Origin of the sequence: Pseudomonas sp. 8BK (assembly GCF_902506475.1) — a bacterium.
Classification (GTDB): Bacteria; Pseudomonadota; Gammaproteobacteria; order Pseudomonadales; family Pseudomonadaceae; genus Aquipseudomonas; species Aquipseudomonas anguilliseptica.
This window is the reverse complement of record NZ_LR733252.1, coordinates 2,369,245-2,391,780: the sequence shown is the minus strand read 5'-3', so window position 1 is coordinate 2,391,780 and position 22,536 is coordinate 2,369,245. Positions and strand designations below refer to the sequence as shown.

General features: G+C 59.0%; 20 protein-coding genes. 13 read left to right on the top strand and 7 right to left on the bottom strand.

Going from position 1 to position 22,536, the window contains the following annotated elements; genetic code table 11:
* Positions 1-63: 63 nt before the first annotated feature.
* Genes ACIN8IBEIGE_RS11030 through hemJ form a run of 3 tightly spaced genes read right to left on the bottom strand, consistent with a single transcriptional unit; the run spans position 64 to position 2,735 of the window.
* Positions 64-1,326: an alanine racemase gene (locus ACIN8IBEIGE_RS11030; protein WP_160014656.1), complete on the bottom strand. Its 1,263-nt coding sequence runs from the start codon at positions 1,324-1,326 to the stop codon at positions 64-66.
* A complete protein-coding gene (locus tag ACIN8IBEIGE_RS11025; RefSeq protein WP_160014655.1) occupies positions 1,323-2,285 on the bottom strand; it encodes a nitronate monooxygenase family protein in 963 nt (320 codons plus the stop codon). The genes ACIN8IBEIGE_RS11030 and ACIN8IBEIGE_RS11025 overlap by 4 nt, the downstream gene beginning before the upstream one ends.
* Positions 2,286-2,306: 21 nt before the next feature.
* Positions 2,307-2,735: a protoporphyrinogen oxidase HemJ gene (hemJ, locus tag ACIN8IBEIGE_RS11020; protein WP_160014654.1), complete on the bottom strand. Its 429-nt coding sequence runs from the start codon at positions 2,733-2,735 to the stop codon at positions 2,307-2,309.
* A gap of 146 nt (positions 2,736-2,881) precedes the next feature.
* Between hemJ and argC the strand changes: the two genes are divergently transcribed.
* From argC to erpA, 4 genes are all read left to right on the top strand, one after another.
* Positions 2,882-3,916 carry an N-acetyl-gamma-glutamyl-phosphate reductase gene (gene argC, locus ACIN8IBEIGE_RS11015; protein WP_160014653.1) on the top strand — a complete coding sequence of 345 codons (1,035 nt, stop codon included), beginning with the start codon at positions 2,882-2,884 and terminating at the stop codon, positions 3,914-3,916.
* A 53-nt stretch (positions 3,917-3,969) separates the two neighbouring features.
* The gene (locus ACIN8IBEIGE_RS11010; RefSeq protein WP_256665113.1) at positions 3,970-4,647 is read left to right on the top strand and encodes a DUF6776 family protein; all 678 of its coding nucleotides are present in this window, start codon (positions 3,970-3,972) and stop codon (positions 4,645-4,647) included.
* A 9-nt stretch (positions 4,648-4,656) separates the two neighbouring features.
* Positions 4,657-5,067 carry a polymer-forming cytoskeletal protein gene (locus ACIN8IBEIGE_RS11005; protein ID WP_160014652.1) on the top strand — a complete coding sequence of 137 codons (411 nt, stop codon included), beginning with the start codon at positions 4,657-4,659 and terminating at the stop codon, positions 5,065-5,067.
* Between the two features lie 76 nt (positions 5,068-5,143).
* Positions 5,144-5,494 carry an iron-sulfur cluster insertion protein ErpA gene (gene erpA / locus ACIN8IBEIGE_RS11000; protein ID WP_090256106.1) on the top strand — a complete coding sequence of 117 codons (351 nt, stop codon included), beginning with the start codon at positions 5,144-5,146 and terminating at the stop codon, positions 5,492-5,494.
* 77 nt (positions 5,495-5,571) lie between these two features.
* Here the strand turns inward: erpA and ACIN8IBEIGE_RS10995 are convergent, their stop codons facing one another.
* Entirely contained in the window at positions 5,572-6,663 is a 1,092-nt protein-coding gene (locus tag ACIN8IBEIGE_RS10995; RefSeq protein WP_160014651.1) for an anhydro-N-acetylmuramic acid kinase, read from the bottom strand.
* Positions 6,664-6,666: 3 nt separating this feature from the next.
* Positions 6,667-8,085: a peptidoglycan DD-metalloendopeptidase family protein gene (locus ACIN8IBEIGE_RS10990; RefSeq protein WP_160014650.1), complete on the bottom strand. Its 1,419-nt coding sequence runs from the start codon at positions 8,083-8,085 to the stop codon at positions 6,667-6,669.
* Positions 8,086-8,297: 212 nt separating this feature from the next.
* On the opposite strand from ACIN8IBEIGE_RS10990, the gene tyrS reads away from it, so the two are divergent.
* The 8 genes from tyrS to ACIN8IBEIGE_RS10950 all read left to right on the top strand — a co-directional run bounded on the left by tyrS (position 8,298) and on the right by ACIN8IBEIGE_RS10950 (position 19,177).
* Positions 8,298-9,500: a tyrosine--tRNA ligase gene (tyrS, locus tag ACIN8IBEIGE_RS10985; protein ID WP_160014649.1), complete on the top strand. Its 1,203-nt coding sequence runs from the start codon at positions 8,298-8,300 to the stop codon at positions 9,498-9,500.
* A gap of 290 nt (positions 9,501-9,790) precedes the next feature.
* The gene (locus tag ACIN8IBEIGE_RS10980; protein WP_160014648.1) at positions 9,791-11,224 is read left to right on the top strand and encodes a calcium-binding protein; all 1,434 of its coding nucleotides are present in this window, start codon (positions 9,791-9,793) and stop codon (positions 11,222-11,224) included.
* Positions 11,225-11,739: 515 nt separating this feature from the next.
* Positions 11,740-12,681, top strand: coding sequence for a calcium-binding protein (locus tag ACIN8IBEIGE_RS10975; RefSeq protein ID WP_160014647.1), 942 nt, complete (start codon positions 11,740-11,742; stop codon positions 12,679-12,681).
* A gap of 134 nt (positions 12,682-12,815) precedes the next feature.
* Complete coding sequence (locus tag ACIN8IBEIGE_RS10970; protein ID WP_160014646.1) at positions 12,816-14,564, top strand: VWA domain-containing protein; 1,749 nt, start codon at positions 12,816-12,818, stop codon at positions 14,562-14,564.
* A 187-nt stretch (positions 14,565-14,751) separates the two neighbouring features.
* On the top strand, positions 14,752-17,085 hold the full coding sequence (locus tag ACIN8IBEIGE_RS10965) for a hypothetical protein (protein ID WP_160014645.1): 2,334 nt from the start codon (positions 14,752-14,754) through the stop codon (positions 17,083-17,085).
* 82 nt (positions 17,086-17,167) lie between these two features.
* On the top strand, positions 17,168-17,764 hold the full coding sequence (locus tag ACIN8IBEIGE_RS10960) for an RNA polymerase sigma factor (RefSeq protein WP_178124353.1): 597 nt from the start codon (positions 17,168-17,170) through the stop codon (positions 17,762-17,764).
* On the top strand, positions 17,761-18,537 hold the full coding sequence (locus ACIN8IBEIGE_RS10955) for a hypothetical protein (protein ID WP_160014643.1): 777 nt from the start codon (positions 17,761-17,763) through the stop codon (positions 18,535-18,537). Before ACIN8IBEIGE_RS10960 ends, ACIN8IBEIGE_RS10955 begins: the two co-directional genes overlap by 4 nt.
* A gap of 151 nt (positions 18,538-18,688) precedes the next feature.
* The gene (locus ACIN8IBEIGE_RS10950) at positions 18,689-19,177 is read left to right on the top strand and encodes a hypothetical protein (RefSeq protein ID WP_256665112.1); all 489 of its coding nucleotides are present in this window, start codon (positions 18,689-18,691) and stop codon (positions 19,175-19,177) included.
* Between the two features lie 34 nt (positions 19,178-19,211).
* On the opposite strand, the gene ACIN8IBEIGE_RS10945 is transcribed toward ACIN8IBEIGE_RS10950, so the two are convergent.
* The gene (locus ACIN8IBEIGE_RS10945) at positions 19,212-21,038 is read right to left on the bottom strand and encodes a long-chain-acyl-CoA synthetase (protein WP_160014642.1); all 1,827 of its coding nucleotides are present in this window, start codon (positions 21,036-21,038) and stop codon (positions 19,212-19,214) included.
* 196 nt (positions 21,039-21,234) lie between these two features.
* On the opposite strand from ACIN8IBEIGE_RS10945, the gene ACIN8IBEIGE_RS10940 reads away from it, so the two are divergent.
* The gene (locus tag ACIN8IBEIGE_RS10940) at positions 21,235-21,618 is read left to right on the top strand and encodes a VOC family protein (RefSeq protein ID WP_160014641.1); all 384 of its coding nucleotides are present in this window, start codon (positions 21,235-21,237) and stop codon (positions 21,616-21,618) included.
* A gap of 42 nt (positions 21,619-21,660) precedes the next feature.
* Here ACIN8IBEIGE_RS10940 and ACIN8IBEIGE_RS10935 read toward each other — a convergent pair whose 3' ends face one another.
* Positions 21,661-22,479 (bottom strand): NAD(P)-dependent oxidoreductase, encoded by an 819-nt coding sequence (locus ACIN8IBEIGE_RS10935; RefSeq protein ID WP_160014640.1) that lies wholly within the window; start codon positions 22,477-22,479, stop codon positions 21,661-21,663.
* Positions 22,480-22,536 lie beyond the last annotated feature (57 nt).

Here is a 22,536-nt window from a genome sequence, read left to right as displayed (position 1 = left end):
AGCCGGCCTGCAGGCCAGTAAACAAGCTGCCTACGCGCAAATGTGTAAGGGCCTAGAGACGGTTCACGCTCCGCTGGCCGACCAACTGCCGACCAGGCGGCCATTGCGCAGCAGCACCAACTGATTGAGCAGCTCGAACAGCCCTTCCGAGCGCTGCGGGCGCAGGAATACCCAGTCATCGACCTGCAAGCCTGTGCCGAGGGAGCCGATCAGCCGCTCCTGGTTGGCACTGCGGCCATACAGCGCGTCATAGCTGAGCCCGGCCGGTGAAACCGGAGTGGCTGGCCACTGTCCGCCATACAGGTAGTACGTCTGCTGACGGTTACGATCCCAGCGTTGCAGCAACGGCTGTGCCGAGTCGAGAAACGGCAACTGCCCAGGCAGTGCCTTGAGCACCGGGCTGGCGACCCACAAGGCTGGTTGCAGATCGCCGAGCAAGGGGCTGTCGAAGTCGCTGGGTTTGAGTAGCGCGGAGCCCACCGCCACCTCATTCAGCGGTGTGGCGAGGCGTGTGTGCAGGGCATAGGCCAGGCTGCCGGCACCATTGAGCAGCGGTTGCGCCGGCCACAGCTCGCTAAAGGTGGCAGCACTGGCAATAAAGGCCTGGTAGCGTGCTGCGCTCTGGGCGAAGGCAGTGTCTTGATTGACCCAGAAGGGCGTATGGGCCAGGTGCGCGTCATAGCCCATCAGGCCACGGATGCGCAGCAGATTCGGAGTGCTGCGCAGCCAGTTGAGTGCACTGCCGAGCGCTTCTGGTGTGGCAAAACCGCCGCGCGCCAGGCCGATGTCGATCTCGAAGGCAATTTGCAGCGGCTGGTTGAGGGCATTGGCCAGAGCGGCGTATTCCTGCAGGCGCGTTTGGCTGTCGATCAGCCAGGTCAGCTGCCTGGCCGGGACGAAAGCGCTGCCTTGTGGCAGTTGCTGGTAGAAACTCAGGGCCGCCGCCGCGGGCAAGGGCTTGCCGAGCAGCAGGTCGGCCTGGGGGAAGTTCACCGCGAGCTGATTGATCTGCGGTTGGTGAAACACCATAAAGCGCTGCGTACCGAGCTTCTTGGCCAGGTATTCCAGCAGGCCGATAGAGGCCAGGGACTTGGCCACCAGACGCAACGGCAACTGGTTGCCGAGCTGGTTGGCGAGCCTTTCGGCATTCTGATCCAGGCGCGCCAGGTCAACCACTAACAGAGGGATGCCGCCGCCCTCACGGCGCAGCAACTGGTTAAGCGCGGCGAAGTAGGGTGCGTGCGGCTGGCCAAGGTCGCTCGGGCGCAATGCCCAGCCGGCCAGCAGCCCGAGTGCGCCGAGGCCGAGCAGGCTGCGTCGCTTCATCGCGCCCAGCGTTGTTGCAGTTGCTGGCTGCTCGTGAGGGCCGCGCGGTATTCGCTGTCGAGGCGGGTGATCAACTGCTCGACGCTCGGCAGGTCGCGGATATTGCCGACGCCCTGGCCGGCCGACCACACGGTTTTCCAGGCTTTGGCTTCTTCATCCATCGGTTTGAGTTTCTCGCCGTAGTTGACCTCACCCTTGTTCTGCAGCTGCTTGAGGTCGTAACCGGCCAGCTCCAGGCTCTGGCGCATAAAGCTCGCCGGCACGCCGGAAACGGCTGGGGTGTGGATGATGTCGGCGGCTTTGGCGTCGAGGATCATCTGCTTGTAGGCGGGTGATGCGGCGTTTTCCTGGGTGGCGATCAGGCGGGTGCCGAGGTAGGCCAGGTCGGCGCCGAGCAGTTGCGCGGCGAGTATCTCGTGGCCCTGGTTGAGGCAGCCGGCGAGCAGCAGGGTTTTATCGAAGAATTGACGGATCTCGGCGATCAGCGCAAACGGGCTCCAGGTACCTGCATGGCCACCTGCGCCGGCGGCTACCGCGATCAGGCCGTCGACGCCCGCTTCAGCGGCTTTCTCGGCATGCCGGCGGGTGGTCACATCATGAAATACCAAGCCACCGTAACTGTGTACCGCATCGACCACTTCCTTCACCGCCCCGAGGCTAGTGAGGACGATAGGCACGCGCTGCTCGACGCAGATCGCCAGGTCTGCCTGTAGGCGCGGGTTACTGCCATGTACGATCAGGTTGACCGCATAAGGTGCTGCTGCGTGGGTCAGGCCGGCTTCGATTTCCTGCAGCCAATCCTTGAAGCCGCTGCTCTCGCGCTGGTTCAGGGCGGGGAAGCTGCCGACGATGCCGCTGTTGCAGCAGGCCAAGACTAGTTGCGGGTTGGATACCAGAAACATCGGCGCCGCGACGACAGGCAGGCGCAGGCGTTGTTCGAGCAAAGCTGGCAGCGACATGCAGTAATCCTCTTGATGTATTTAGAAAGGGCGCACCACGACCAGAATGACAATGCCAAGCAGAGCCAGTACGGGCGCTTCATTGAACCAGCGGTAGAACACATGGCTGCGCTGGTTCTCACCACTGGCAAAGGCTTTGAGTTGTGCACCGCACATAAACTGGTAGACCACCAGCAGTGCGACCAGACTTAGCTTGGCGTGCATCCAGCCCTGGCTGAAGTAGTAGCTCGGGTTGAGGCTGAGCAGCCACAGGCCCATGCCGACGGTAAGAATCAGCGACGGCCACATAATGCCGCGATACAGCTTGCGCTCCATGATGCAGAAGCGCTCGCGGCTGATCTCGTCGGTGCTCATGGCGTGGTAGACGAACAGGCGCGGCAGGTAGAACAGGCCGGCGAACCAGCAGACCATGGCGATGATGTGCAGGGCCTTGAGCCATAGGTAGAGCATTGTGCGCACTCGTTGCAGGAAAGTGCCCCGATAGTAGTGGGCATGACCGTCTCCGTCATCACTGGCGGCGCTCAAGTGTTGGCCCCTGGCCGAAGCGGCCGTATCATCGGCAGCTTTCCACTGCTGGTATTGCAAAGGGGCAAGTGATGATCAAGGTCGGAATCGTCGGCGGCACGGGGTATACCGGTGTCGAGTTGTTGCGTTTGTTGGCGCAACATCCGCAAGCGCAGGTCGAGGTGATTACCTCGCGCTCCGAGGCCGGCATGCGTGTCGACGAGATGTACCCGAACCTGCGCGGTCATTACGACAGCCTGGCGTTCAGCGTGCCGGATGTGGCTACCCTGGGCGCCTGTGATGTGGTGTTCTTCGCCACGCCGCATGGTGTTGCTCATGCCCTGGCCGGTGAGCTGCTGGCCGCCGGAACCAAGGTGATCGACCTGTCTGCCGACTTCCGCCTGCAGGACGCGGATGAGTGGGCCAAGTGGTACGGCCAGCCCCACGGTGCGCCGGATTTACTTCCTGAGGCGATCTACGGTCTACCGGAAGTCAACCGTGAAGCCATCAAGCAGGCGCGTCTGATTGCCGTACCAGGCTGCTATCCGACAGCCGCACAGCTGGCGCTGATTCCGCTGCTGGAGGCCGGTCTGGTTGATACCACGCAAGTGATCGCCGACTGCAAGTCGGGTGTCAGCGGCGCTGGGCGTGGTGCCAGCGTGGGTTCGCTGTTCAGTGAAGCCGGCGAAAGCATGAAAGCCTATGGGGTCAAAGGCCATCGGCATCTGCCCGAGATTCGCCAAGGTCTGCGCCGGGCTGCCGGTAAGGATGTCGGCCTGACCTTTGTGCCGCACCTGACACCGATGATTCGCGGTATTCACGCCACACTTTACGCCACTGTGGTCGACCGTTCGGTGGATCTGCAGGCGTTGTTTGAGCAGCGTTACGCCAACGAGCCCTTCGTCGACGTGATGCCCGCTGGCAGCCATCCGGAAACCCGCAGCGTGCGCGGCGCCAATGTGTGTCGGATTGCCGTGCATCGTCCGCAGGACGGCGATCTGGTGGTGGTGCTGTCAGTCATCGACAACCTGGTCAAAGGTGCGTCGGGCCAGGCGGTGCAGAATATGAATATTCTCTTCGGCCTCGATGAGTGCCTGGGGTTGTCCCACGCGGGCATGTTGCCCTGATGGCGGGCTGGGAGGTTCGTCCAAGCGATCCGGGGAGTACACGGCGGCGGCGCATGCTTGGGTTGCTGCTGGTGCTGTGCATTCCGTTGGCCTTCTATGTTGGTGGCTGGTGGCAGCAGTACAGTCAGCCTGCAGTGGTGGTGGGGCAGCCGGCCGCGCCAGTGCGTGATGAACAATTGGTGCGCGAGGTCGATGAGTTGCGTCAGCGTGTGGTCGTGCTCAGCAGTGCAGAAAAGCTCAGCCAGCAAGCCAACGAGCAGAACCGTTTGACTATCAAGCTGCTCGAAGAGCAAATCTATAAACAACAGCAGGATCTGGCCTTCTACAAAGGCGTGTTGGCCCCCGCCAGCCGTCGTGAAGGTTTGCGCATCAAGACCTTTGAGCTACAGGCCACGGACAGGCCTGAGCATTTCCGCTACAAGATACTCCTCAGTCGTGTGGGTAAAGGTGAGACGCCGCTGGAAGGCCAGTTGCAGGTGTCGATTGTCGGCAAGCAAGGCGAGCAGGATGTCACGCTTGAGCTGGTGGCATTGGGCGCAGACTTGCCCGCTGCCCTGCCTGAGCAACCGATTGCCTTTGCCTTCAAGCACTTTCAGGCCATTCCCGAGGCTGGGCGATTTGCCGAGCTAAAGTTGCCTGAAGGGTTTATCCCGCGCGAGATCAAGGTGCGTGCCGATGTAAAAGGCGAGAAGCCGTTGTTGCGCACATTTAAATGGAACAAAGAGGAGTAGCTGTTCCTTATGTGGAATAAAGATAAGGCGCGCACTGACGTGCAGCGTTTCGCGGGTAAGACCAGCCTGATTGCGGTGGGTGCCGAACTGCATGGCGATTTGCGTTTTCAGGGTGCGGTGCAGGTCGATGGCAAGGTCATTGGAAATCTGGTGGCCAGCGAAGGTATGGTGCGCGTCAGTGTGCAGGGTAGGGTTGAAGGTGAGATCCGCGCCCCCCATATAGTGATTGATGGTGAAGTAGTCGGCGATGTGCACGCCAGCGGTCATCTTGAGTTGGGCGCGCGGGCGCGGGTGCGTGGCAATCTGTATTACGCCCTAATGGAGATGGCCATGGGCGCGCAGATCGAAGGTCGTCTCTGTCGCTTGCAGGACGAGGCACGGCCGTTGGAATTGCCAGAAACGCTGGATGCCGCACAATAGTTGACCGCTTTTCTCGGGTAAGCGGATAATGCCGATCAGAATGCAGTATGGCGCGTAGCGCCGGGAGTTAATCAGCATGAGCGTCGAAACCTTCACCCCCAGTGCTATGCAATTTACGCAGGGCGCGGCGAACAAGGTGAAGAGCCTGGTCGATGAGGAAGGCAACCCGCGCCTGAAATTGCGCGTGTTTGTAACGGGAGGCGGCTGTTCCGGTTTCCAGTATGGCTTCACCTTCGATGAAGAAGTGGCCGAGGATGACACCATCATCGAGCGCGAAGGCGTGAGTCTGGTGGTTGACCCGATGAGCTTCCAGTACCTGGCAGGTGCTGAGGTGGATTATCAGGAAGGTCTGGAAGGTTCGCGATTTGTCATCAACAACCCCAACGCCACCACCACCTGCGGTTGCGGTTCTTCGTTCTCGATCTGAGTTGCAGGCTGTTCAAGCTAACGCCGTGCCTTGTGCACGGCGTTGTCGTTTTTGCACGTAGCAGACTGCACAGTTGATCAGGCGGGGTAGATCGCGCCAAGTACTCGCAGGCCGCGAGCACCGGTGACGCTGGGCCGGTTGGCGGGGATGCCTTCCAGGCAGCAGTGCGCCAGCCAGGCAAAGGCCATGGCTTCGACCCAGTCGGCGGGCACGCCATGCGCATCGGTGCTGCTCACCTGGCTATTAGGCAGCAGCTGCGCCAGGCGGCGCATCAGTGTGTGGTTATGCGCGCCACCACCACACACCAGTAGCACCTCGGTGTTCTGCTGAGCAGCCCTGAGTGCTGTGGTAATGCTGATGGCGGTCAGTTCCAGCAGGGTTGCCTGCACGTCAGCATTACCACACGTCGGCAGGTTCAGCAGGTGTTGATCCAGCCAGGCAAGGTTGAACAGCTCACGCCCGGTGCTTTTCGGGCCCTGGGTCTGGAAGTAGGGATCGCTTAGCAAGGCTTGCAGAAGCTGCGTCTGTACCTGGCCGCTGGCAGCCCACTGACCATCCTGGTCGTATGGCAGGCCCCGGTGGCGTTGAATCCAGGCGTCCAGCAGCACATTGCCCGGGCCGCAGTCGAAGCCATGCACCGGACTCTCAGGCTCAAGCAGGCTGAGGTTGCTGAAACCGCCAATATTCAGGATCGCACGGGTAGTGCCGTCGCTGGCGAATAATGCCTGGTGAAACGCTGGAACCAGTGGTGCGCCCTGACCGCCTGCCGCTACATCGCGGCGGCGAAAGTCACTGACCACGCTGATGCCGGTCATCTCCGCGAGCAGGGCGGGGTTGCCGATTTGAATGCTGAAACCGCGTGCAGGTTCATGACGTATGGTCTGGCCATGGCTGCCAATGGCGCGAACGCTGCGTGCGTGTAGGTCGTGCTGGATTAGCAGTTCATTGATGCCTTGCGCGGCGAGCGCGACCCACTGTCGCTCGGCTATTGCCGCACGGGCCAGTTCATCCGGGCCGGATGCACACAGGCTGAGTAAGCTGCTACGCAGTTCGTCTGGCATGGGCAGGTAGCGGGTGCCAAGCAGGCGGGTGGTGTGTTCCTGCTCGATCAGTGCGATGTCCAGGCCATCCAGGCTGGTACCGGACATCACGCCGAGGTAGAGGGGCATGGCTTAGCGCTGATTGTTGAGGGCAAGCATTGTGGACTTCTCTTTGTCCATTTGCGCCATCAGCGGTTTGCTCAACTGCATGAAGCGGGCTTTCTCGCTGCTGGGGATCGGATCGGCCATCGGCAGCTTCTGGCTCAGCGGGTCGACGTGCACGCCGTTGACCTGGAATTCATAGTGCAGGTGCGGCCCGGTGGACAGGCCGGTAGTGCCGATATAACCGATGATCTGACCCTGTTTGACGTTGCTACCACTGCGGATGCCCTTGGCAAAGCCGTTCATGTGGGCATACAGGGTGCGGTAGCGTTGACCGTGCTGGATAATGACCGCATTGCCGTAACCGCCGTGACGGCCTGCCAGAGTGATGCGACCATCGCCGGCGGCCTTGATTGGCGTGCCGCGCGGGGCTGCGTAATCAACGCCCTTGTGTGCGCGAATTTTGTTCAGAACAGGGTGGCGACGGCCTGTGGAAAAGCGCGAGCTGATGCGGGCAAAATCCACCGGGGTGCGAATAAAGGCTTTGCGCATGCTCTCGCCATTGGCGTTGTAATAGCTGCTGTTGCCTTGCTTGTTGGTGTAGCGCACGGCGGTGTAGGTCTTGCCGCGGTTGGTGAAGCGTGCCGATAGGATATTGCCGGTGCCGACCTGCTTGCCGTTGACCACTTTTTCCTCGTAAATCAGCTCGAACTCGTCGCCTTCGCGAATATCCATGGCGAAGTCGATGTCGTAGCCGAATACGTTGGCCAGATCCATGGTCAGGCTATGCGACAGGCCAGCACGCTTGGCTGAGAGAAACAGCGAGCTGTTGATCACGCCGTGGCTGTAGGTGGTTTGAACTTCAGGTTTGACCAGTTCGCGCTTGAAACTGAAGCCCTTATCGCTTTTCGTCAGGGCAATGCTTTCCAGATCACTGAGCTTACTGTGCAGGCTTTGAAGTTGACCGTCTGTGTTCAGATTGAATTCGAGCGCTTGGCCTACCTTGAGACGTGTCAGCTGCTTGGCTTCCTTGCTGCTATTGAGCACGTCATGCAGCGTGGTGGCATTCAGTCCGACCTTGGCAAATACCGTAGACAGCGTATCGCCGTTTTCCACGCGGAGGATGTGCTTGAGTGGGGCGATTTCTTCCTGCGGTTTTTCGACCTGCGCAGCCTTCAGCTCATCATCTGTAGGGCGTTCTGCGGCTGCCGTATTGGCGAAAGGTGATTGGCTTTTGTTGGGCGACGGTAGGGCGTCTAAGTTCTGCTCTCCCTGTAGCTCGGCGAACTCGGAGCCGTTGTCTAGCTCAAGATTGATGTAGGTTTTTTGGGCTTCAACTTCGCGGGAGGGAAATACCAGTAGGGCTAGGCTCAGTAAGGCGGCGACGCCACTGGCCGCCAGAATGTGGCTTTTCGGGTACAGGGGCGGCGCTTTAGCTGGAGAGGTCATAGGCTGCTTTTTGACTTTAAAAATGAAAAGAAATAGATAAACGAGATGATGAATATGCAGTAACTGTATAAAATATAACCAAATCGCTAACTAGGCAACCCCGGTTGTCGCGAGGTGGTCTTAGCGTAGGTGGGTGGCGGGCAGAACTTGTGATTTGTCTGCGATCTTGTATGGTTGGTTCCCTTTTGTTTTGAGTGGTCGTGAGTCCTGTCATGAAGTCGGTTGAAGAGCAGTTGGCGCTGATCAAGCGTGGCGCGGAAGAGGTTCTGGTTGAGGCCGAGCTGGTTGAGAAACTCAAGCGTGGTCAGCCACTGCGTATCAAAGCCGGTTTTGATCCAACGGCACCGGATCTGCACCTCGGACACACAGTGCTTATTAATAAACTGCGTCAGTTCCAGGAGCTGGGGCATCAGGTGATTTTCCTGATCGGTGACTTCACAGGGATGATTGGTGATCCCAGCGGCAAGAGCGCAACTCGCCCGCCGTTGACCCGCGAGCAGGTTCTGGAAAACGCGGAGACCTACAAGAGCCAGGTGTTCAAGATACTCGACCCGGCGAAAACCGAAGTCGCGTTCAACTCCACCTGGATGGATAAGATGGGGCCGGCAGATTTCATTCGTCTGACTTCGCAGTACACCGTTGCGCGGATGCTTGAGCGTGATGATTTTAGTAAGCGCTACTCGACCAATCAGCCGATCGCAATCCATGAGTTCCTCTATCCGCTGGTGCAGGGTTATGACTCGGTCGCTCTGCAGGCAGATGTTGAGCTGGGTGGCACTGATCAGAAATTCAATCTGCTGATGGGGCGCGAGTTACAGCGTTCCTATGGGCAGGCGTCACAGTGCATCGTCACCATGCCGCTGCTTGAGGGGTTGGATGGCGTGAAGAAGATGTCCAAATCATTGGGCAACTATATAGGTATCCAAGAAGCCCCTGGTGTCATGTACAACAAACTGGTGTCCATGCCCGATGCTTTGATGTGGCGCTATTTTGAGCTGCTCAGCTTCCGCTCCATGGAGGAGATCGAGCAGTTCAAGCGCGATGTTGAGCAGGGAGCCAATCCCCGTGACATTAAAATCAAGCTGGCTGAAGAGATCGTTGCACGCTTCCATGGCGAAGAGGCGGCGCTCAGTGCTCATCGCTCGGCGGGCAATCGAATGAAGGATGGTGAGCTGCCTGATGATCTGCCAGAGATTGAGGTGTTGTCTGTTGAGGATATGCCGATTGCCGCGCTCCTTAATAAGGCAGGTCTGGTGAAAAACGCTGCTATGGCGCGCGATCTGCTGGGTTCCGGCGGTGTGCGTGTGGATGGAGAGGTCGTGGATCGCTCCTTTATATATAAGATGGGAGCCGTGCATGTCTGTCAGGCCGGCAAGAAGGCGTTTGCACGTATTACGCTTAAGCTCGATTCGTGATGCGCTAGATGCAGTAGGTTCTACAAAGCCGTTGAAGCGTCAGCTTCAACGGCTTTGTCGTTTCTGCGGTCGGCGCATGGGTGTGGAGTCGTCGTGACTCTTGAGTTCGCGGCTTTTGAAACAAAAGCATAACAATCGATTGACCTTCGTTCGGCAGTCCCTATAATGCGCAGCTCTTGAGGCGTATGTGGCTCCTTAAACTTCTTATAAAACAAGAAGTTAGATTTAAATAAGGGGTTGCAAAGCAGCGAAAGCTGCGTAGAATGCGCCTCCTCTTCAGGTGGTAGTGTTTGAATCTGGAGAGTTGTTATTACGCCGATACCTATGTGTTCAACCTAGGTGATGGCGTGGACACGATCACCGAGAGTGCCAATGGCTCCTCGACTGTTTACACCGACATTTTGCGCTTCGGTGAAGGCATTGCGGCATCGGACATTCAGACCCAGCGGGTGGGTGTCGACTTCGTGTTCTCGCACAGTAACGGCATGGACAAGGTGGTGTTGAAGGGCATCTTCTCCGCAACGAGTTCGACGTCCAACTACCTAGTTAACAACGTGCTTGAGAAAGTTGAGTTCGCCGATGGCACGGTGTGGACTTGGGAGCAAATGATGTTGGCCGGCGTTAAGCAGGTCGGTAGCGATGGTGCAGAGACCATTGTCGGCTGGGCGGGTAATGACATCATCGAAGGCGGTGCTGGTAACGACATCCTCGATGGCGGCACGGGCAGCAATAAGCTGTATGGCGGTGCCGGCAACGACACGCTGAAGGTACATCTCTCCTCAAAAGACAACCTGCTCTCAGGTGGTACTGGCGACGACACGCTCGTCGGTAGTTATTACGCCGATACCTATGTGTTCAACCTGGGTGATGGCGTGGACACGATCACCGAGAGTGCCAATGGCAGCTCGACTGTTTACACCGACATTTTGCGCTTCGGCGAAGGCATTGCAGTCACGGACATTCAGACCCAGCGGGTGGGTATCGACTTCGTGTTCTCGCACAGTAACGGCATGGACAAGGTGGTGTTGAAGGGCATCTTCTCCGCAACGAGTTCGACGTCCAACTACCTAGTTAACAACGTGCTTGAGAAAGTTGAGTTCGCCGATGGCACGGTGTGGACCTGGGAAGAGATGATGCAGGCCGGCGTTAAGCAGGTCGGTAGCGATGGTGCAGAGACCATTGTGGGTTGGGCGGGTAATGACATCATCGAAGGCGGTGCTGGTAACGACATCCTCGATGGCGGCACGGGCAGCAATAAGCTGTATGGCGGTGCCGGCAACGACACGCTGAAGGTACATCTCTCCTCAAAAGACAACCTGCTCTCAGGTGGTACTGGCGACGACACGCTCGTCGGTAGTTATTACGCCGATACCTATGTGTTCAACCTAGGTGATGGCGTGGACACGATCACCGATAGCGGGGGCAATGATCAACTGCTCTTGGGTCTGTCCCCCGATCAGCTCTGGTTTCAGCGCAATGGCAATAATCTCGATGTCTTAGTTGAGGGCACCAGTGATCGCGTTACTGTGAGCAACTGGTATTCCAATGGCGCTTCGCGAATAGAGTCGTTGCAGAGCTCTGGTGGTCTTGCGCTTACTGCAGCCCGTGTCCAAACCTTGGTCGATGCGATGGCCTCGTTCGGTGTGCCTGCTGGTGGTGAGTCCAACCTCACTGCCGATCAGCGGGCGCAGCTGGATGTGGTGATTGCAGCCAACTGGCAATAGCTCTATGCGTTGATTGAAAGAAAGGGCTCGTTGAAAGGCGAGCCTTCTCTTTAACTGCAAGTCATCCCCTATGGGTAAGTGATAACTCAGGTAAGCCCTCCACGGAGTCCGTGCACTTCTAAAGCCAAGAGGCTGGAAAGGCCATCGTGGCCGCTTAGCTCACCAGTCCAATAGCAGGACACCTGTAAGTAACGCTGTATTAATGCGTATGTTTTCGTGTTTGTAGTGCTTTAGTCATCTCTCTAAGCGCTGCCAGGTGATTTGATTGCGGAGTTAGTAGGAGGATTGTTTTAACTCGTATTTAAAATTTGCTTGCGAAAGTTTTGTAGGGCAAGGCTGAGTTTTTGGTGCGGTGATATGAAAGTAGTTTGTCAGCTGGGCACAGTTGTACTCTGTTACAGCTAGTTGCTGGTATGCCATTGAGTTAATGGTATAGGCTTGACTCTCTATATCTATGCTCTTGGCGTTGGTGGTTTAGTAAGTTAAAAACTAACAAATATATATAAGGAGCTTGAATGAAACTCAATGGGACTGTGGGTAGCGAAATTTTGATAGGTGGTGCAGGAAATGACACCTTGGAAGGTGGAGACGGCGATGATCATCTAATGGGCATGGCCGGTGACGATCGCCTTTTCGGCGGCGATGGTAATGACCACCTGATGGACTTCGAAGGAAATAACCGTCTGCAGGGTGGTGCTGGCAACGATTGGCTGCATGCCGGCGAAGGTAACGACACTCTGGATGGTGGTACTGGTGATGACACCATGACTGGTGGCGCCGGTAACGATCTCTATATGGTCGATTCTTGGGGTGACCAGGTTATCGAAGAGGTTGATGGCGGTATCGATACCGTCAAGTCGAGTGTCGATTTTGGTTTGGGCGTGAATGTCGAGAATCTGACCCTGACCGGCAGCACGGCGATCATGGGGCATGGTAACGAGCTGGATAACACTATTCGCGGCAATAGTGCGGATAACCACCTATTTGGTGGCGATGGTAATGACCGACTCTACGGCGGTGATGGCAATGATGTATTGGACGGTGCTTCCGGTAACGACAGCCTTGAAGGCGGTGAGGGTTCCGATACTTATCTGTTCGGTATTGGCTCAGATCAGGACCGTATTACCAATAATGACAGCTCGCCGGATAGCGTCGATACCTTGTTATTTGGCGATGGGATATCACTGGAGCAGTTGTGGTTCCGCAAGGTCGGCTCAAGTTTGGAAGTCAGTGTCATCGGCACTGACGATAAAGCAACTGTGAGCAACTGGTATTCGGGCAGCAACTATCATCTGGATCAGTTCAAGACTGCCGATGGTAGAACTTTGTTGGACGGGCAGGTGCAGAGTTTGGTCGACGCCATGGCTTCGTTCGGTGTGCCACCTGGCGGTGAGTCCAACCTCAGCGCTGATCAGCGAGCGCAACTTGATGTAGTGATTGCAGCCAATTGGCAATAGATCATAAGCGATAGTGTCCAAGCAAAGGCCCATCCGATGATGGGCCTTTGCTTTTCTAGGCTGTTAACCCGTTTCTGTATGTCGCTGCGTCTACCTGAGCGAATGGTTTATTCGATCGCTCAGGAGATGCCCCCATGTCTGCTTACCCCGTATTGCTTACCCGCCCTCTGCTTGCCGGTTTTACCGCAGGCGTACTGATCAGCCTTGGTGCTTGCAGCGCCGCCAACCCCGAAGCGCCGGCCACCGAGGCTGGCAGCCCACAGCTGAGCGATCAGGCCCATGAACGTGAACGGGCCGAGTTGCATGAACAGCTGGCCGCTGCCCCTGCGGAACTGCAACGCAAAAGCCAGGTGGCGGGCAGGGCGGTGATGCCCAGCGTGGCGTATGCGCCGATGCCGATGTCTGTGCAAGCCGATTTCTTGCCGCCGGGCTACCGCGACCAGAGTCGCGAGCAGTATCAGAAACTGGCTGACAACCCGGTGCATGCCGTGGCCGAGACTCCGGTGTCGACCTTCAGCATCGATGTGGATACCGGTAGCTACGCCAATGTGCGGCGTTTCCTCAATGGCGGGCAGTTGCCGCCGCAGGACGCGGTGCGCCTGGAGGAGCTGGTCAATTACTTCCCCTATGCCTATCCGCTACCGAAGGGCAATGTGCCGTTCGGCGTGCACACCGAGCTGGCAGCCACGCCGTGGAACCCCGAGAGCCGCCTGCTGCGTATCGCCATCAAGGCTTCGGATCTGCGGGTAGATGAGCTTCCGCCGGCCAATCTGGTGTTTCTGGTGGATGTCTCTGGCTCGATGGATCGCCGCGATGGCCTGCCGATGGTGCAGGGCACGCTGAAGCTGCTAGTCGAGCAGCTGCGCGCTCAGGACAAGGTGTCGCTGGTGGTTTACGCAGGCTCTTCCAGCGTGGTGCTGGAACCGACTGCCGGCAGTGACAAGGCCAAGATTCGTGCGGCTATCGACCAGCTGACGGCGGGTGGTTCCACGGCGGGTGAGTCGGGCATTCAGCTGGCCTATCAGCAGGCGCAGCAGGGCTTTATCGACGGCGGCATCAATCGCATCCTGCTGGCCACCGATGGCGATTTCAATGTTGGCATCAGCGACTTTGAAGCGCTCAAGCAACTGGCCGCCGACAAGCGCAAGACCGGCGTCTCCCTGACCACCTTGGGCTTTGGCACCGACAACTACAACGAGCGCCTGATGGAGCAGCTGGCCGATGCCGGCGACGGTAACTACGCCTATATCGACAACCTGCGCGAGGCGCGCAAGGTGCTGGTGGATCAGCTCAGCTCGACCCTGGCAACGGTGGCCAGTGACGTGAAGATCCAGGTCGAGTTCAACCCGGCCGAGGTCAGCGAGTATCGCCTGTTGGGCTACGAGAACCGTGCGCTGAAACGTGAGGATTTCAGCAACGACAAGGTCGATGCCGGTGAAATCGGCGCAGGACACACGGTAACAGCGCTGTATGAGGTGGTGCCTGTGGGCGGCAAGGGCTGGCTGGAGGCGCTGCGCTATCAGCGGACGGAAAAATCTGTCGGCCAGCAGGGCGAACTGGCGCTTCTGCGTATCCGCTACAAGGCGCCGCAGCAGAGCAGCAGCCGCTTGCTGGAAATCCCTATCGAAGCGCAGCGAAACACCCCTGCGATTGCTCTGGCCAGTGAGGATCTGCGTTTTGCTGCCGCAGTGGCGGCTTTTGCTCAGCAGCTCAAGGGTGGCCAATACACTGGCGCCTTCGGCGTGCCTCAGAGCATCGCATTGGCCCGCTCCGCACGCGGGGATGATCGCTTCGGCTTGCGTGGTGAGTTCATTCAACTGGCCGAAATCGCCCAGAGCTTGCAGCGTGGCGAATCGGCTGCGAGCCTTATTCCGGCGCAGTAGTGAACATAGCTTGCACGGATATTGTCGCCACCCAGCGGCGGCGTTGTTCGTGCAAGGTGATGCCGAAGCGTTCAACCCGTTGTAACCGCTGCAGTTTGATACTGAGGCCGGGCGCAAAACGCTGGCACAAGGACGCTGATATGATCCCAGCGCAATTTCCACCTGAGCCTTGGCAAGGAGAGCCGCGATGACCGTAAAAGGTGCCGAGTACGACTGCCCAGGGCATGATCGTCAGCTGCTGAAGGTGGTGTTGGCTCTATTGTTTTTTATCGTTCCGCTTATGGTAGGGGCTACCCAGCCGCCACTGCTCAGCGCCGGGTTGATCGGCCTGTTGGCATTTGGAATGGGAATGGCCGCCGTCCATGGACGTTCTGATCTCGCCAAGCACTTCAGGTTACCGCTGGTGTTTTCGTTTCTGGGTCTCAGTTTCTACTTGTGGACAGCGGTCTCGGGGTTCCTGGGTTTTTGCGTAGGCCTGTTTATTTTGGTCTTCAGTGTTATTGCCTTGACCCTCTGGACCTCTTACCTGGGGCTTGATAAGCACTTCAAGGCACCGACGGTAACAGCGGGCCGGCAAGCTTTGCTGCGCTTTCAAGGCCACCCAGTTGAGTGGCCTGTTGTTGCGGCGCAGGAGTACCTGCCGGCGAGTGGTTTAGCCTGGACGGAGCTGCTGGGCCGGCGATTTTCGCTGACAAAGGATTTGCGCCACAGCCTGAAACCAGCAGCCTCCAAAGCTAGCTGGTCGCGCCTTGCGGCACAGGTCATTGGGCCTTCGACTGCTGCCATTGATGAGATATCTGCCCCCTTAGTCGAGGAACATACTGGCCTGTGCAGCGGTGAGGTCGATGGCAACGGAACCCTGTGGTTCGTCGCCCCGCAGGCTGGGCATCGTCTGCGGGGTGAGCCTCTATGGCCGGATGGCGTCAACCAGGCAGAGCCGGCGCCTTGCTTCGGCCTGTGGCTGGATGATCAGCCCAGTGGCTTGCTGCTTGATGCCGGTGAAGCAGTGCTGTGGAGGGAGGACGGTGAGTCTCTGGTGTGTCGGGCCCGCCCGGAAAGCCAATCGCATATGGAGACAGGCTCGTCCAGTTGGCTCTGGCAAGCGAGTGTAGGCTGGCGCCTACTGAGTGAGCCTTGGCAACAGCTTGTGGGTGATCCGATGCTTGAGTGGCGTGGGCCGTCGCGCTTGGATGCCTGCCATCTCTGGTATGAAGGGCTGTTGCAACCGCTCAGCACTGAGAGTCTCGAGGGAGGCTACGAGTTGCGGGTGCGTCCTGATTGTCGTGCCGTCCTGCTTGGGCATGATGCCGGCGGGCGGGCACTTCTCGGCCAGCGACATCTGGCCCCGGTGCGACTCTGTACGCCTTTAGATGCTAAGGGGCGAGAAGGTTTATCGCTGGAATTAGCGCCTATGCAAGGTGGTGTGCGGCCCTGTTTGAGTTGGATGCGCACTAGTTTGGATGCCCGTCAGAGTGTCTTTAGCTGCCGCATCGGAACCTGGCAGCTGGAAGGCCAATGGTGTCTCGACCATCGGGTGTCTGATTGCGGTCGCTATCTGGCGCTGATCGCCTTTGCCGAGTTTCCGGCCGTGCCTCACCGTTTGTTCGTCGCCGATATTCTGGCCCAGCGGCTGCTTATGCTGGAGGAGGCGCCGCTGATCGCCTGCCTGGACAGCTTTCAGAGCGGAGTTGTCAGCTTTATCTGTATACGTGGGCGGCTGGCAGATGCAGTCGAGTCTACACCTTTGCAACGCTTCCAGCAGGCGGCGCCTGATCCGCAACAAGGTGACCGCTTCGTGGCCGCCACGGCTGCGGGTAGGCTCTATTACGAGCGTTTGCAGTTGACTGTAGACCCGCTTGGCCTGCGTTTACTGCCTACCTGGCGCCTGGCATTGCAGCCACCTGTAGCCAGTGCTCAGGGCGACTGCATACTGCCGGCTCCCGGAGGGCGAGACGCTGCCTGGATGTTCGCTAGCGCTGGCATCAGCGCGGATAAGCGGGCGAGCTGTACTGAGCCGTGCGGTGGAGCTTGTCTGATTACCGCGTCGGGGTGTGCTGTCCCTGATCTGGCACCTTCGATGATTTGGTCGGCCGATGGACGCTATCTGGTGCTGTCTCGTCTCAGCCACTGTGAGGCTGGGCAAGCGGGTGTGACCGAGGCGCCGCACTGGAATCTGTTGTTACTGGATACCCAGGATCGAGCCCTATACACGGCCCCTCAGGCTATTGGGTGCAGGCCATGCTTTGAAGGTTTCGATGCACAAGTGCTGCTAGTGCGTACCTTTGCCAATGATCAAGAAACAGCAGGGGATCTGGGGGAGCTCATGAGTCTGCCGCTTGCCAGTTTGCTCGCTTGGCCGAAGCAGATGCTGATTCGATCTGTGACCTTGTGGATGCCTAGCGAGGAGTTGCCGCGTGGCAAGCAGTGGGAGCGCCTAGATACTGGTCACCTGCGCAGCTGGAGAACAGTCGGCGATACGCCCGTTGGAATGGCGAAAAGTGTAAGAGAGGCTGCTGTGTGAAATGGCTACTCAAGGCAACAATAGGTGTGGAACTGGTGCAATTTTCCGTCAGTCTGCAGAATCCAAACGATAACCGTCATGCATGAGGGCTGCAGTGAATTCAGCTTTAAAGTATGAAAATGACGCCGCCTTGTTGCGGCGTTACCGCCGCGGTGATGCGGCGGCTTTCGCCGAGTTGTATCAGCGCCATCGCCTCGGCTTGTTCCGCTTTCTGCTCGGCCTGTGTGGCGACCACGCCCTGGCCGAGGAGGTGTTTCAAGACACCTGGATGAGCCTGATCCGCAGCCAGAGTGAACAGCGCGATAGCGTGCTGTTCAAGACCTGGCTATATCAGATCGGCCGCAACCGCTTGATCGACACCTGGCGCAAGCACGGTCGGCACCAGACGGGGCATGCTGAGTACGATGAACAGCAGCATGCCCCGCACGACCCGCAGCCGGGGCCTGAGCAACAGCTCAGCCTGAGCCGCGATCAGCAGCGTTTAGAGGCCGCCCTGGCGGATTTACCGGCAGAGCAGCGCGAAGTATTTCTGCTGCGCGCCCACGGTGATCTGGAACTGGCCGAGATTGCCGAGCTGACCCAAATACCCACAGAAACGGTGAAAAGCCGTTTGCGCTATGCCCTGCAGAAGTTACGTCGGCTGCTGGCTGACCCGGCCGCCGAGGAGTTGTCCGTATGAACCATGATCAACATAGGCTCGATGAGCAGGAACGGCAGATGCTGGAGCATTTCCGCCAGCACAGCGGCGGTGAGCCCAGTGCGCAGCTGGACGCTCAGATTCTCGCGGCGGCCAGTGCCGCCGTGCGCGATGTGGCCACAGATAAGGCTCAGCCCAGTTTGGTCGTGCGCCTGCACAGCTGGCTGTTCGGCGCAGGCGGTCGGCAACGCTGGTCGGTGGCGTTGGCTGGGGTCGCTTGCCTGGGGATTGGGGTGAGCCTGACCTGGCGCACCTTCGAGCAGGCTCCAGATGCCTTCGATGCCGTGCCCAGTGGCGCGCCCATGGCGCCGGCTGCGGCAAGGATGGCACCGCAATCCGCACCGATGCCCGCGCCACTGGCAGAATCCGCGGTGATGGCTGATGAGGCAGAGCGCTCACGTGCGGCGCAGCCTGCGCCAGTGATCCAGGGCTACAGCGCCGATGCCGCCAAACCCGAGAAAAAGCTTTCGGCCGGAGCGTCCAATCAGCTGCTACGTGAAGAACCTGCGGCCGATGCGTTGCATGAACAACAGCCACAAGCAGCCCGTGCGCCCGCTGTATCAGCCCCCGATAAAGCGGTAGAGGCTGCAGGCCGTCAGGCCGAGCAGCAACTGCGCAGCGAGTTGCAACGCTTACTCAAATTGCGCCGTGATGGCTGGACGGACGAGGCCGATGCCTTGCTGTTACAGCTGATGCGCGAGAACCCGGAGCTGGATATCGACGCGCAATTGCAGCAGCTGCAATCGGCTGAATAAGGCGGGGTAGGTCAGTCGCTGGCGGCCATCGATACGGGTGGCCGTCGGCTGATTCTTAGTACGCTGTTACCTGCCGTACCGATTACGCGCTTGCCAGTGCACAGGGCAGGGGCCAGCATAGCGACTTGTGTCACTGCCTTTGTAACTGCCCATGTTGCCTATTCGAAGCCTCGCATTGCTGCTGACACTGTTGTCACTGGCGGCCTGCGAGCAAAGCACCAACCCTCCTGCACCGTCCAAGGTTGAAACCGCCAAGGCGCAACCAGCACAAGCCGTGGTTACCAGCAAAGCGGCCAAGGCCGAGCATGCGCTCGTTGTGAGCAAGCTTGCGCAGCCCAAGGCTGCCGAAGCCAAACCGGTTCCAGCCAAGCCAAAACCCGCTGTGATTGCGAGCAAGCCCGAGCCGGCTGAGCCGAAAGCACCGTTGGATCTGAGCCTGCATACCAATGTGTTTGATCCCCTGCAGCCGGTGGCACCGCTCAGCGACCTGTCGACCCCGCTATTACCGCCTATGTTTGGCGAGAAAGTCGCGCCGGAGAGTCCTTTTCAACTCAATGGCAAGCTGATCACCAACGAGCGCGATGACGACTACTGGCAATCGGTGGAAGGCGCGCAACTGGAGTTCGAATTCAAGCAGTAGCAGGCAGGGCTGAAAGCCTGCCTGCTGGGGGCAATTAGAAGCGATAGGCTTGCTCGCCAATGGCGGCGAACAGGTTGGGGTCCAGTGGGGTAAAGCGCTGCTCGCCCGGCAGACGCACCCATAGCGGTTCTTGCACCCGCGTCAGATCGTAGGCGGCCTGCTTGAGGTCGGCCTTCTTGTATTTGAAGGTGCCGGTGGTTTCCACCTCGCCCAGCAGGCGGATAAACAGCGGTGAGGCGTATACCGGCAATTCGGCATCTAGGTGTGCGGCAATGGCAGCGCTGTCCAGCTGCTGGCCTTCACTCAGGCGCAGCGCAGCCATGCCACAGCGGCCGTTGGTGCCGGGGATTTCCACGCCATACACCACCGCATCCTCGACACCGGGGAAGGCGCCCAGAACGTTTTCCACTTCGGTGGTCGAGACGTTTTCACCTTTCCAGCGGAAGGTGTCACCCAGGCGGTCGACGAATTGCGCGTGCTTGCAGCCGATGTCGCGCATCAGGTCGCCGGTGTTGAACCAGGCATCACCCTTCTTGAACACGTTGCGCAGGATCGCTGCCTCGCTCTTGGCTGGGTCAGTGTAGCCGTCGAACGGCCACTTGGAGCTGATTTCGCTGATCAGCAAACCCGGCTCGCCCTTGTCGGCTTTCTGCAGAAAACCTTTGGCGGTGCGGATTGCGCAGTCGTTCTCCAGGTCGTAGCGCACAATGGCGTAGGTGGCGGGGGAGAAGCCCACGGTATTGTCGAAGTTGAACACATTGGTAAAGCCGATATTGCCTTCGCTGGAGGCATAGAACTCAGTGATCTGCTCGACTCCGAAGCGCGCCTTGAACTCGGCCCAGATCGAGGGCCGCAGGCCGTTGCCAATCATGCAGCGCAGGCTGTTGTTCTTCTCTGCCGGAGTCTCTGGCTGGTTAAGCAGATAGCGGCACAGCTCGCCGATATAGCCGAAGCAGGTCGCCTGATAGCGCTGCACATCTGGCCAGAAGGCGCTGGCGGAGAACTTGCGGCGCAGGGCGATGGCCGCGCCGCCAGCCAGCGCGGCGCTCCAGCACACGGTCACGGCGTTGTTGTGGTAGCAGGGTAGAGTCAGGTAGAGCACGTCCTGATTGTTCAGGGTCAGCCCGGAATGGCCGAAGCCGCCATAGGCCTTGATCCATTTGCCGTGGCTCATGATCGAGGCTTTGGGCAGGCCGGTGGTGCCAGAGGTGTAGATCAGGAAACAAGGATCCTTCATCTGCACCTTGGCGCTGTCCGGCGGGTTATCACTGGCCTGACTGCGTGCCAGCTGCATCAAATTGGTCCAGCCGTTGGGGGCCTGGCCGGCGTCCTGCAGGCAATCCTGATCGGCCACCCAGTAACGCGGCGTCTTTGGGTTATCGAGTTGCTCGGCGACCTCATTGAAGGCGGCGAGCAGCTCTTCGCCGATCAACATAAAACCCGGTTTGACCAGATTCAGACTGTGCGTCAGCACCTTACCGCGCTGAGTGGTGTTGACCAGCGCGCCGACTGCGCCGAGCTTGCTTAGCGCCGCGAGGATCGTCAGCAGCTCCAGGCGGTTTTCCAGCATCACCGCCACCACGCTGCCATGGCGCACGCCTTCGGCCTTGAAGGCCCAGGCCAGGCGGTTGGCCCAGGCGTTGAACTGGGCATAGCTGAGGCTGCGCGATTCATCCAGCAGCGCCGGGCGCTCCGGGTGCTGCTGCGCCGCACGTTCCAGCGCCCAGGCCAGCGACAGGTTCTTCTCGCGATTGCGAATACCGGCGTAATACAGACCGCGCAACATGCGCGGTACGCGCGGCAGGTGCTGGGGCAGGCGGGCAAGGAAACGCAGGGGGGAAATCAGATCGGTCTGGCTCATGGCGCTCGCGTTTAGGGTTGTTATACGGGGCGAAGCCCAACTCTAGTCGCCGGCATGCACCCCTGCCATGGCTCTGGCGCAAGCCGGGTAGGGCAGATCGGCAAATAGCGGGCAGCCCACGTATTGCCAGCGCGCTCGGCGCTGTGGCATTAGTTCGATACGCCAGTGCGATTAGGCGCTGAATCAGGAGGGTGGAATGAACCTGAACCAGATCACTGTGGCGGTCACCGATGTGCCGCGCGCGATCCGCTTTTACCAGCAACTGGGGCTGCAACTGATTGTCGAGAGCCTGCCGGACTATGCACGCTTCTGCTGCCCGGATGGCCAGGCGAGCTTTTCGTTGAGCAGGGCCGAACAGGTGCCGGCCAGCCAGACCCTGATCTACTTCGAATGCGCTGAACTGGATCAGACTGTCGCGCGCCTGCAGGCCCAGGGTATCGAGTTCAGCATGCTGCCGACCGACCAACCCTGGCTGTGGCGCGAAGCCTATCTGCAGGACCCCGACGGTAATCCGCTGTGCCTGTATCACGCCGGTGAAAATCGTCTGAATCCGCCTTGGCGGCTCCAGCCAGTCACCTGAAGCCGAAGGCCAGACCTGCGCCACGGTGAGCTGGCTCAGCGATTAGTCGACAAACAGATCGTTCATCAGTTTGCCGGCCGGGTCATAGCGGTACTGCTCGAAGTCGCTCTGGCCCTGCTCACGGAGAATGTCCTCGTCGATCAGCAGACGCCCGCTGATGCTGCGTTCGTTGCTGGACAGAATGGCGTGGGCGGCATCAGCCATGATCGCCGGCAGGCGTGCCGCCTTCATCACCGCGGGGCCGCCGGCTTCGAACTCGATGGCGGCGGTGGCGATTACCGTCTTTGGCCACAGTGAGTTGACGCTGATGCCGTACTTCCTGAATTCCTCGTGCATGCCCAGGGTCAGCATGCTCATACCGTATTTGGTGGTGGTGTAGGGGCCGTAGTTGGCGAACCACTTGGCGTCGAGGTTAAGCGGTGGCGACAGGCTGAGAATATGGCCACGGCTGTCCTTGAGGTAGGGCAACGCTGCCTGGCTGCAGACCATCACCGCGCGGGTGTTGATCTGGAACATCAGGTCGAAGCGCTTGGGGTCGAGTTTCTCCACACCCACCAGCTTGATGGCACCCGCGTTGTTGATCAGTGCATTGATGCCGCCAAAATGCGCGGCGGCTTTGGTCATGGCGGTTTTTACTGCGTGTTCGTCACGCACATCGACTTGCAGGGCCAGGGCCTTGCCGCCAACTTCCTCAACTTCTGCAGCTACCGAGTGGATGGTGCCGGGCAGTTTGGCGTGGGGCTCGGCGCTTTTCGCTGCAATCACGATATTGGCGCCTTCGCGCGCGGCGCGTAGGGCGATTTCACGGCCGATGCCGCGACTGGCGCCGGTGATAAACAGGGTTTTACCTTGCAGTGACATATGCGTGCTCCAGTTATTGTTGTTTTTGTAGGGTGGATGAGGCTTTTTTCATCCACC

Coding starts and splice junctions, on each gene's coding strand:
- ACIN8IBEIGE_RS11030 (WP_160014656.1), bottom strand. CDS start 1,326: ATGAAGCGACGCAGCCTGCTCGGCCTCGGCGCACTCGGGCTGCTGGCC.
- ACIN8IBEIGE_RS11025 (WP_160014655.1), bottom strand. CDS start 2,285: ATGTCGCTGCCAGCTTTGCTCGAACAACGCCTGCGCCTGCCTGTCGTC.
- hemJ (WP_160014654.1), bottom strand. CDS start 2,735: ATGCTCTACCTATGGCTCAAGGCCCTGCACATCATCGCCATGGTCTGC.
- argC (WP_160014653.1), top strand. CDS start 2,882: ATGATCAAGGTCGGAATCGTCGGCGGCACGGGGTATACCGGTGTCGAG.
- ACIN8IBEIGE_RS11010 (WP_256665113.1), top strand. CDS start 3,970: ATGCTTGGGTTGCTGCTGGTGCTGTGCATTCCGTTGGCCTTCTATGTT.
- ACIN8IBEIGE_RS11005 (WP_160014652.1), top strand. CDS start 4,657: ATGTGGAATAAAGATAAGGCGCGCACTGACGTGCAGCGTTTCGCGGGT.
- erpA (WP_090256106.1), top strand. CDS start 5,144: ATGAGCGTCGAAACCTTCACCCCCAGTGCTATGCAATTTACGCAGGGC.
- ACIN8IBEIGE_RS10995 (WP_160014651.1), bottom strand. CDS start 6,663: ATGCCCCTCTACCTCGGCGTGATGTCCGGTACCAGCCTGGATGGCCTG.
- ACIN8IBEIGE_RS10990 (WP_160014650.1), bottom strand. CDS start 8,085: ATGACCTCTCCAGCTAAAGCGCCGCCCCTGTACCCGAAAAGCCACATT.
- tyrS (WP_160014649.1), top strand. CDS start 8,298: ATGAAGTCGGTTGAAGAGCAGTTGGCGCTGATCAAGCGTGGCGCGGAA.
- ACIN8IBEIGE_RS10975 (WP_160014647.1), top strand. CDS start 11,740: ATGAAACTCAATGGGACTGTGGGTAGCGAAATTTTGATAGGTGGTGCA.
- ACIN8IBEIGE_RS10970 (WP_160014646.1), top strand. CDS start 12,816: ATGTCTGCTTACCCCGTATTGCTTACCCGCCCTCTGCTTGCCGGTTTT.
- ACIN8IBEIGE_RS10965 (WP_160014645.1), top strand. CDS start 14,752: ATGACCGTAAAAGGTGCCGAGTACGACTGCCCAGGGCATGATCGTCAG.
- ACIN8IBEIGE_RS10960 (WP_178124353.1), top strand. CDS start 17,168: ATGAGGGCTGCAGTGAATTCAGCTTTAAAGTATGAAAATGACGCCGCC.
- ACIN8IBEIGE_RS10955 (WP_160014643.1), top strand. CDS start 17,761: ATGAACCATGATCAACATAGGCTCGATGAGCAGGAACGGCAGATGCTG.
- ACIN8IBEIGE_RS10950 (WP_256665112.1), top strand. CDS start 18,689: ATGTTGCCTATTCGAAGCCTCGCATTGCTGCTGACACTGTTGTCACTG.
- ACIN8IBEIGE_RS10945 (WP_160014642.1), bottom strand. CDS start 21,038: ATGAGCCAGACCGATCTGATTTCCCCCCTGCGTTTCCTTGCCCGCCTG.
- ACIN8IBEIGE_RS10940 (WP_160014641.1), top strand. CDS start 21,235: ATGAACCTGAACCAGATCACTGTGGCGGTCACCGATGTGCCGCGCGCG.
- ACIN8IBEIGE_RS10935 (WP_160014640.1), bottom strand. CDS start 22,479: ATGTCACTGCAAGGTAAAACCCTGTTTATCACCGGCGCCAGTCGCGGC.